The 9,922-nt window shown below is 70.4% G+C and carries 3 protein-coding genes, 1 tRNA gene and 1 rRNA gene; 4 read left to right on the top strand and 1 reads right to left on the bottom strand.

Going from position 1 to position 9,922, the window contains the following annotated elements; genetic code table 11:
• The 3 genes from rrf to ACH4OA_RS18835 all read left to right on the top strand — a co-directional run.
• Positions 1 to 86: ribosomal RNA gene (rrf, locus tag ACH4OA_RS18845) — 5S ribosomal RNA — on the top strand; the annotation flags it as partial.
• A gap of 115 nt (positions 87 to 201) precedes the next feature.
• Positions 202 to 864: a DegT/DnrJ/EryC1/StrS family aminotransferase gene (locus ACH4OA_RS18840; protein ID WP_397969846.1), complete on the top strand. Its 663-nt coding sequence runs from the start codon at positions 202 to 204 to the stop codon at positions 862 to 864.
• An 83-nt stretch (positions 865 to 947) separates the two neighbouring features.
• Positions 948 to 1,020, top strand: a tRNA-Thr gene (locus ACH4OA_RS18835).
• A 47-nt stretch (positions 1,021 to 1,067) separates the two neighbouring features.
• Here the strand turns inward: ACH4OA_RS18835 and ACH4OA_RS18830 are convergent.
• Positions 1,068 to 3,827, bottom strand: a complete 2,760-nt coding sequence (locus tag ACH4OA_RS18830) for a SpoIIE family protein phosphatase (protein WP_397943198.1) — start codon at positions 3,825 to 3,827, stop codon at positions 1,068 to 1,070.
• Positions 3,828 to 4,239: 412 nt separating this feature from the next.
• Here ACH4OA_RS18830 and ACH4OA_RS18825 point away from each other — a divergent pair, with 412 nt between their 5' ends.
• Positions 4,240 to 9,705: a HAMP domain-containing protein gene (locus ACH4OA_RS18825; protein ID WP_397943200.1), complete on the top strand. Its 5,466-nt coding sequence runs from the start codon at positions 4,240 to 4,242 to the stop codon at positions 9,703 to 9,705.
• Positions 9,706 to 9,922: the final 217 nt, after the last annotated feature.

Below are 9,922 nucleotides of genomic sequence, written 5' to 3'. Positions count from 1 at the left end.
GTTACATTCCGAACCCGGAAGCTAAGCCTCACAGCGCCGATGGTACTGCAGGGGGGACCCTGTGGGAGAGTAGGACACCGCCGAACAATTCTTGATAAAGGTCGGATCCTGAACTTCGGTTCGGGGTCCGGCCTTTTTCCGTTGTCCGTAACGTGTCGTTCACGTTCCGGGCACAGCATCCCAGGCATGGGAACTGCAGCGATGCTCAGGGCCGCCGGCGTCGGAGCCGGTGACGAGGTCGTCGTACCGGCCTTCGGGAACGTCGAGATCGCCGAGGCCGTGACCCGGGCGGGCGCGCTCCCGGTCTTCGCCGACATAGACCCGGCGACCTACTGCCTCGCCCCGGCGGCCGTCGAGGCCTCCGTCACCTCCCGCACCGCGGCGGTCGTCGCCGTGCACCGCTTCGGACGGTGGGCCGACATCGGACGGCTGCGCGCGCTCGGCAGCCGGCACGGGCTGCTGGTGCTGGAACAGGGCGAGTCCGAGACCCCGTACGACGAGATAGCCCAGCGCCGGGAGCGGGCCGCCTTCCTCGACGCCAGGCTCAAGGGCGTTCGCACGCCGGACGGCGGTGCCGGGCACACCTACCAGCAGTACGTCGTGCGCGTGCCGGGGAACGGCCGGCCCGACCGGGACGCCTTCGCGCGTGCCCTGCGGGCCCGCGGCGTGGAGTGCCGGGTGCCGGTGAAGACGCCCGTGCACCGGCTGCCGGAGTTCCGGCGGTGCGTGTCGCTGCCGGAGACCGAGCTGGCCGCCGACGAGACCCTCGCGCTGCCCGTGGACGCGGCGCTGACCAGACGGCAGATGCAGCGGACGGTCTCCGCCTGCAACGCCCTCGGCGGCCTGCTCCAGCCCGCCTTCTGACCAGGCCCGAACGAATTTGGGAACTGCGGCCCGGTCGGGGTACAGTTTCTTCGTCGCCGCGAGGGAAACCTCCGGAACGGCAGGCCCCTATAGCTCAGTCGGTAGAGCGTCTCCATGGTAAGGAGAAGGTCAACGGTTCGATTCCGTTTGGGGGCTCCGCCAAAAAGGCCCCACCCTTCCGGGTGGGGCCTTTTCGTGTTTTCTCAGGCGTCCTCGTGGACGCCCGGAACCCGCATCGCCAGAATCGCCATGTCATCGGACGGCGCGTCCGAGGCGAAACGCTCCACCGCCCGCATGATGCGCGCCGCGACCGCGCCCGCCGTCAGTCCGGTGCAGGTGGTGAGGACGTCGGCGAGACCGTCGTCGCCCAGCATGCGCGTGCCCTCACGGCGCTCGGTGACGCCGTCCGTGACGCACAGCAGCACGTCGCCCGGGTCGAGCGTGAGCGTCTCCTCGTACAGCTCCAGGTCCTCCATGACGCCCAGCAGCGGCTGCGGTTCGGCCGCGGCCGTCACCTGGCCGTCCGGTCGCAGGCGCAGCGGGAGCGGGTGGCCGGCACAGACCACCTTCAGATCCGCGCTGCCGTCCTCGCGCGGACGCAGCTCGCCGTAGAGGAGCGTCAGGAAGCGGCTGCGGTCGCCCTCGTCGAGGATCGCGGAGTTCAGCCGCTCCAGCACCGCCGGTCCGGACAGGCCCTCGCGGGCCAGCAGGCGCAGCGCGTGCCGGGCCAGGCCGGTGACCGCGGCCGCGTTGGGGCCCGTACCGCAGACGTCGCCGATGGCGAAGCCGTACGCGTCGTCGCCGATGGGGAAGACGTCGTAGAAGTCGCCGCCGACCTCGTTGCCCTCGCCGGCCGCGCGGTAGATGACCTCGACCTCGATGCCCGGGATGTGCGGGGTGCCGGGCGGCAGGAGGCTGCGCTGGAGGGCCTGGCTGATGGCCGTGCGCTCCGAGTACAGACGGGCGTTGTCCAGGGCGAGGGCCGCCCGGCGGCTCAAGTCCTCGGCGAGTTCCAGGATCTCCTGGCGGAAGTGCTCGTCGGTGGGCTTGCCGAGGGTCAGCATGCCGATGACGCGGTTGCGGGCGACGAGCGGCAGGACGACCGTTTCGCCACCGACCGCGGCGGCCGTCGCGAGCGTCGGACCGATACCGGAGGACACCCGGTGCGTGGGACCGCCGGACAGGCCCAGGCTCCGCATCGAGCTGCGCAGGGCCGCCTGGTGCGCGACGTCGCCCGGGGCCGGCCACACCCGGGCGCCGGGCGTCGGCACCGGGTCGGGCGGCGGGATCCTCGACAGCAACGACTTGATGCCGTCGATGAGTTCCTCGTCCTCGTGCAGGACGTACGACAGGTCCGGCTCCGAGGCCTGGTCGGCGATCGTGTACACCGCGCACCAGGTGGCGAGGGTCGGGACCGTCATCTGGGCCATCAGCGCCAGCGTCTGGTCCCGGTCCAGGGTGCCGGCCAGCAGGTCGGACGCCTCGACCAGGAAGCTCAGCGAGCCGCGGCGCAGCCGTTCCAGTTCGCCGAGACGGGCCGACTCCACGGCCAGCGCGATGCGGTCGGCGGCGAACTGCAGGCGCAGCGCCTCCTCGTTGGTGTACCGGCCGGCCGCCTCGGCCGCGACACCGAGGGAGCCGGTGAGGCGGCCCTCGACCTTCAGCGGGACCGTGACCACCGAACGCATGCCGGTGCCGGCGAGCAGCGGTACGGCGCCGGGCACGGCGGCGAGGTCGTCGTGGACGGCGGGCATGCGCGCCGAGCCGTAGCGCCCGGGGCCCGCCTCGACCGGGACGCGCGCGAAGCGCTGGCGGGCGGAGGGCAGGCCGGTGGAGGCGCGGACCTCCAGTTCCGTCTCGTCGTCGGTGGCGAGCAGCAGGAACGCGGAGTCGCCGTCGAGCATGTCGCGGGCGCGTTCCACCGTGCGCTGGAGGAGGCCGTCGAGGTCGTCCGGAGCGGGCGAGCCGATGAACACCTCGAAGGGATCGGCGCCCTGGCCGTCGGCGGACTGGTTCTGGTCGGTGACCGGGATCCGGGCCGGGGACTGCAGGACGGCGCGCTCGTGGTCGCGGACCAGGAGGCAGACGGTCGAGGGCTCGCCGCCGGTGTCGCGGACCCTGAGGTGGGAGGCGTACACCCGGGCCACGCGGCCGTCGGCGCCGCGGATGCCGTAGGTGCCCTCCCAGCGGGAGAGCTGGAGCGCCTCGGCGATGCCGGTGCCGGTGCCCGGGGTGTGCGGCCAGGCGGCGAGGTCGGTGAGGGGCTTGCCGATGATGTCGGCCGCGGAATAGCCGAACAGCTCCTCCGCGTCCTCGTTCCATGCGCTGACGCTGCCCTTGCGGTCGACCTGGAGGACGGCGACGCGGACCCGGCCGTCGGCCAGCGGCAGCAGGTCGGGCGGCAGGGCCGGGCCGGCGGAGCGGGTGCCGACCGGGCGTTCGGGCAGGTTGAGCTGGAACCAGACATTCTTGTGCGTGGAGGTGTAGTCGACGCCCCAGCGGGTGGCGAGGGCCGCGCACAGCTGGAGTCCGCGGCCGCCCTCGCGGTCCGGGCTGCCCATCGCGGCGGCGTTGCCCTGGAGCGGGACCTCGCGCTCCGGGTAGCGGTCGGAGACCTCGACGCGCACGCCGTCCTCGGTGCGCAGGCACAGCACGTCGGCGTGCGTGCCCGCGTGGACGACCGCGTTGGTCACCAGCTCGCTGGTGAGGACGACCGCGTCGTCGACGATGTCGGCGAACCCCCAGCCCTGGAGGGTGTCGCGGACGAAGGACCGGGCGGTCGCCACCGATCGTCCGACGGGCTCGAAACTGGCGGCCGCGCGCGCGGTGATCACAGAACTCCTCGGCCGGTTGTCGGCATGCGGGGCCGGCGCGACGGCCGGGTCGCGCCGCTGCTGCGGCACGGGCTCGCCCGTCGGCTGTGGCTCCGGGGGCTGTCCCCCGGGGATCAGTCCGGTCGTCATGGTGTCCGGCCGCCCCTCCGATGCCCGCTCGTACTCGTGCCACCGCCCAGGCCGGTCGGACCGGTGCGGCTGGACAGCCGCATGCAAGGTTACTTACCTTCGCCGTCCGAGCGGATGCCGGTCGCGGGTGTTCACGCCCCGGGGTGTGCGGACGATGTGCGAAGCTGCCGAACTGTTATGGCCTGGTTGGGCCGGGGTGAAACACTGGGCAGGCTCCTGATGTGGGTCGGGCCGGCCCGCGTGCGTTCCGCGCGTGGCGGGCAGCAGCCTTGGGTGTGGCCCGATCTCGTCTGGCAGACGTACGCGGAAGTAACCGGTACGTGGAAGGCGTCGGTATGCCGGTTGACCGGCACACCGGCTCCCAAGCGGCCGGCGCACAGCAGTAACGGTCTACCCCTCCGGGAGGGACACAGTGGAGTCTGGCGCGGCGACGCGAGGCACGAAGACGCGCGCGAAAGGCGGACCGTCCCTGGGCAGGAGCGGCGGCACCACGACCGTGGACACGGCGGCCCTGAACCGGCTGCTGGTGGCCCTCGTGGCGATGCGGGACGGCAACTTCCGCAAGCGGCTCACGGTGACCGGCGACGGGGTGATGTCGGAGATCGCGGCCGTCTTCAACGAGGTGGCCGACCGGAATCTGCATCTGACCGGCGAGCTGTCGCGGGTGCGGCGCATGGTGGGACGTGAGGGAAAACTCACGGAGCGGCTGGAGACGGGTGCCTGCGAGGGTTCCTGGGCGGCGGCCGTCGACAACTCCAACGCGCTGGTGGACGACCTGGTCTGGCCCGTGTCGGAGGTCAGCCGGGTGCTCACGGCGGTCGCCGAGGGCGATCTGTCGCCGCGCATGGAACTGCGGACGCCGGCGCCGGACGGCGGTGCGGGGCATCCGCTGCGCGGTGAGTTCCTGAAGGTCGGCCGTACCGTCAACAACCTGGTCGACCAGTTGTCGACGTTCACCGACGAGGTCACGCGGGTGGCCAGCGAGGTCGGCACCGAGGGCAAGCTGGGCGGCCAGGCGCGGGTGCGCGGGATGTCGGGTTCCTGGAAGGACCTGACGGAGTCCGTCAACACGATGGCGTACCGGCTGACGGCGCAGGTGCGGGACATCGCGCTGGTGACGACGGCGGTCGCCAAGGGTGATCTGTCGCGCAAGGTGACCGTGCACGTGGCCGGCGAGATGCTGGAGCTGAAGAACACCGTCAACACGATGGTGGACCAGTTGTCGTCGTTCTCCTCCGAGGTCACGCGGGTGGCCCGGGAGGTGGGCACCGAGGGCATCCTCGGCGGGCAGGCGCAGGTGCCCGGGGTGGCCGGGGTGTGGAAGGAGCTGACCGACTCCGTCAACACGATGGCGGGCAACCTGACCGCGCAGGTGCGCGGGATCTCGCAGGTGACGACCGCGGTCGCCAGCGGTGACCTCTCGCAGAAGGTGACCGTGCCGGCGCGGGGCGAGGTGGCGCGGCTCGCCGAGACGATCAACCAGATGACCGAGACGCTGCGGATCTTCGCGGACGAGGTCACACGGGTGGCGAACGAGGTCGGCGCGGAGGGGCGGCTCGGCGGGCAGGCGAACGTGCCGGGCGCGGCGGGTACGTGGAAGGACCTGACGGACTCCGTCAACACGGTGTTCCGGAACCTGACGACGCAGGTGCGGGACATCGCGACGGTGACGACGGCGGTGGCCAACGGCGATCTGTCGCAGAAGGTCACCGTGGACGTGGCCGGCGAGATGCTGGAGCTGAAGAACACCGTCAACGGCATGGTGGACCAGCTGTCGGCGTTCGGCGCGGAGGTGACGCGGGTCGCGCGGGAGGTCGGTGTCGAGGGTGAACTCGGCGGCCAGGCGCAGGTGCCGGGCGCGGCGGGCACGTGGAAGGACCTGACGGACTCCGTCAACACCGCGTTCCGCAACCTGACCGGGCAGGTGCGCAACATCGCGCAGGTGACGACGGCGGTGGCGAACGGCGATCTGTCGCAGAAGGTCACGGTGGACGTCTCGGGCGAGATGCTCCAGCTGAAGAACACCGTGAACACGATGGTGGACCAGTTGTCCAGCTTCGCCGACCAGGTCACGCGGATGGCCAGGGACGTGGGCACGGAGGGCCGGCTGGGCGGTCAGGCCCGGGTGGACGGCGTCTCCGGCACGTGGAAGGAGCTGACGGACTCCGTCAACTTCATGGCCGGCAACCTGACGTCCCAGGTGCGGCAGATCGCGCAGGTGACGACGGCGGTGGCGCGCGGTGACCTGTCGCAGAAGATCGACGTGGACGCGCGCGGGGAGATCCTCGAGCTGAAGAACACGATCAACACGATGGTGGACCAGCTGTCCGCCTTCGCGGACCAGGTGACCCGGGTCGCGCGGGACGTGGGGACCGAGGGCCGGCTCGGCGGGCAGGCGCAGGTGCCGGGGGTCGCCGGGGTGTGGCGGGACCTGACGGACTCCGTGAACGGCATGGCCGGCAACCTCACGGCCCAGGTGCGCAACATCGCGCAGGTGGCCACGGCCGTGGCGCGCGGTGACCTCTCCCAGAAGATCACCGTGGACGCGCGCGGGGAGATCCTGGAGCTGAAGAACACCCTGAACACGATGGTGGACCAGCTCTCGTCGTTCGCGGACCAGGTGACGCGGGTGGCCCGGGAGGTGGGCACGGAGGGCATCCTCGGCGGGCAGGCCGAGGTGCAGGGTGTCTCGGGCACCTGGAAGGACCTCACGCAGTCCGTGAACTTCATGGCGAACAACCTGACGATCCAGGTGCGCAACATCGCCGAGGTCACGACGGCGGTCGCCAAGGGCGACCTGTCGAAGAAGATCACTGTTGACGCGAAGGGCGAGATCCTCGAACTCGTCACGACGGTCAACACGATGGTGGACCAGCTGTCCAGTTTCGCCGAGCAGGTGACGCGGGTGGCCCGGGAGGTGGGCACCGAGGGCATCCTCGGCGGCCAGGCGCACGTGCCGGGCGTGACGGGCATCTGGAAGGACCTCAGCAACAACGTCAACCTGATGGCCAACAACCTGACCATGCAGGTGCGGAACATCTCGCAGGTGGCGGCGGCCGTCGCCAACGGCGATCTGACGCGACAGGTGACGATCGAGGCGCGCGGCGAGGTGGCGCAGCTCGCCGACACCATCAACACGATGGTGAAGACGCTGAGTTCGTTCGCCGACCAGGTCACCAAGGTGGCCCGGGAGGTGGGCACGGACGGCATCCTCGGCGGTCAGGCGCATGTGCCGGGTGTGGCCGGCACCTGGAAGGACCTCACCGAGTCGGTGAACCAGATGGCGTCCAACCTGACCGGTCAGGTGCGCAACATCGCCATGGTCACCACGGCCATCGCCAAGGGTGACTTGACGAAGAAGATCGACATTGACGCCCGGGGCGAGATCCTTGAGCTGAAGACGACGATCAACACGATGGTGGACCAGCTGTCCAGCTTCGCCGAGGAGGTCACCCGGGTGGCCCGCGAGGTGGGCACGGAGGGACAGCTGGGCGGCCAGGCGCGCGTGCGCGATGTCGACGGCACCTGGCGGGACCTGACCGAGTCCGTGAACGAGATGGCCGGGAACCTGACCCGGCAGGTGCGGGCCATCGCGCGCGTGGCGACCGCCGTGACCCGCGGCGACCTGAACCTGAAGATCGACGTGGACGCGTCCGGCGAGATCCAGGAGTTGCAGGACTACATCAACAAGATGATCGCCAACCTGCGCGACACCACGATCGCCAACAAGGAACAGGACTGGCTCAAGGGCAACCTGGCCCGGATCTCCGCCCTCATGCAGGGCCGCCGGGATCTGGAGGACGTGGCCTCGCTGATCATGAGCGAGCTGACGCCGGTAGTGTCGGCGCAGCACGGCGCGTTCTTCGTGGCGATGCCGCTGATGGAGGGCAAGGGCGTCGGCAACGGCGAGGACGACTACGAGCTGCGGATGCTGGGCTCGTACGGCTACTCGATGGGTTCCATGCCGACGTCGTTCCGGCCCGGTGAGACGCTGATCGGCACGGCCGCCCAGGAGAAGCGCACGATCCTGGTGGAGCGGGCGCCCAACGGCTACCTGAAGATCTCCTCCGGGCTCGGCGAGGCGCCGCCCGCGCAGGTGATCGCGCTGCCGGTGCTGTTCGAGGGCAAGGTGCTCGGGGTGATCGAGCTGGCGTCCTTCATGCCGTTCACGCAGATCCAGAAGGACTTCCTCAACCAGATCGCCGAGATGATCGCGACCAGCGTCAACACCATCTCGGTCAACACCAAGACCGAGAAGCTGCTCAAGCAGTCGCAGGAGCTGACCGAGCAGTTGCGGGAGCGGTCGGCGGAGCTGGAGAACCGGCAGAAGGCGCTCCAGGAGTCCAACGCCGAACTGGAGGAGAAGGCCGAGCTGCTGGCCCGGCAGAACCGGGACATCGAGGTGAAGAACACCGAGATCGAGGAGGCCCGGCAGGTCCTGGAGGAGCGCGCCGAGCAACTCGCGGTGTCGATGCGCTACAAGAGCGAGTTCCTCGCCAACATGTCGCACGAGCTGCGGACGCCGCTGAACTCGCTGCTGATCCTGGCGAAGCTGCTCGCCGACAACGCCGAGGGCAATCTCTCGCCGAAGCAGGTGGAGTTCGCCGAGACGATCCACGGGGCCGGTTCCGACCTGCTCCAGCTCATCAACGACATCCTGGACCTGTCGAAGGTCGAGGCGGGCAAGATGGACGTCTCCCCGACCCGGATCGCGCTCGTGCAGCTCGTGGACTACGTGGAGGCCACCTTCCGGCCGCTGACCGCGGAGAAGGGCTTGGACCTGTCCGTACGGGTCTCGCCGGAGCTGCCGGCGACCCTGCACACCGACGAGCAGCGGCTGTTGCAGGTGCTGCGCAACCTGCTGTCCAACGCGGTGAAGTTCACCGACTCCGGTTCGGTGGAGCTGGTGATCCGGACCGCCGGCGCGGACGTGCCGCAGTCCATCCGGGAGCAGTTGCTGGAGGCGGGTTCGCTGGCCGACCCGGACGGCGAGCTGATCGCGTTCTCGGTGACCGACACCGGCATCGGGATCGCGGCCAGCAAGATGCGGGTGATCTTCGAGGCGTTCAAGCAGGCGGACGGCACGACCAGCCGCAAGTACGGCGGCACCGGTCTCGGCCTGTCGATCTCGCGGGAGATCGCGCAGTTGCTCGGCGGTGAGATCCACGCGCAGAGCGAACCCGGCCGCGGCTCGACGTTCACGCTCTACCTGCCGTTGCACCCGAGCGAGCTGCCGCCGCAGGGCTACCAGCAGTCCCTGCCCGCCCTGGAGGCCGGGGACCTGGTCGCCTCGGAGGCGCGGCTGTCCTCGGAGCTGTCCGCGGCGGAGATCGAGACGCCGGCCGAGGTGAAGTCGTACCAGGAGACGCAGAACGGTCCCGCCGCGCTCTTCAGGCGCCGGCGGCGCGGGCTGCTCGACGAGGCGCGGCGGGCGGCCGAGCAGTGGACGACCGTCGCCGCCGAGCCGGAGCGGGTCGTGCAGCAGGGTCCCGTGATGCGGTTCGGCGGCGAGAAGGTGCTGATCGTCGACGACGACATCCGCAACGTGTTCGCGCTCACCAGCGTGCTGGAGCAGCACGGGCTGTCGGTGCTGTACGCGGAGAACGGCCGCGAGGGCATCGAGGTGCTGGAGCAGCACGACGATGTGGCGGTGGTGCTGATGGACATCATGATGCCCGAGATGGACGGGTACGCGACGACCACGGCGATCCGCAGGATGCCGCAGTTCGCGGGGCTGCCGATCATCGCGCTCACCGCCAAGGCGATGAAGGGCGACCGGGAGAAGGCACTCGACTCGGGCGCCTCCGACTACGTCACCAAGCCGGTCGACCCCGACTATCTGCTGTCGGTGATGCGCCGGTGGATGCGGGCGGAGTGACGGCGCCGGGCGGCGCGGCGGGGCGCGCCCGGGGGAGGGGGACCTCCGGGGCGCGCGGGGAGTTGCTGCATGATGGAGGGCGGGAATCCCGGATTCCGGGAACCATCGGGAGCCCGGCCGCGTTTCCGGTACGTGCACCGTGACATCGCGGTGACAGGGTGTGGTGACAAGCGGGGTGCGGCTACGATGACCGGCACAAGGACGGGCGGCGAAAGGG

This window comes from Streptomyces sp. NPDC017095, assembly GCF_044332325.1.
GTDB lineage: Bacteria > Actinomycetota > Actinomycetes > Streptomycetales > Streptomycetaceae > Streptomyces.
The sequence above is the reverse complement of the archived record's forward strand: the minus strand, read 5'-3'. Positions and strand labels throughout refer to the sequence as shown.

Bases quoted from the DNA above. Each gene is read 5' to 3' on its own strand.
- ACH4OA_RS18840 (WP_397969846.1), top strand. From the start codon at position 202: ATGCTCAGGGCCGCCGGCGTCGGAGCCGGTGACGAGGTCGTCGTACCG.
- ACH4OA_RS18830 (WP_397943198.1), bottom strand. From the start codon at position 3,827: ATGACGACCGGACTGATCCCCGGGGGACAGCCCCCGGAGCCACAGCCG.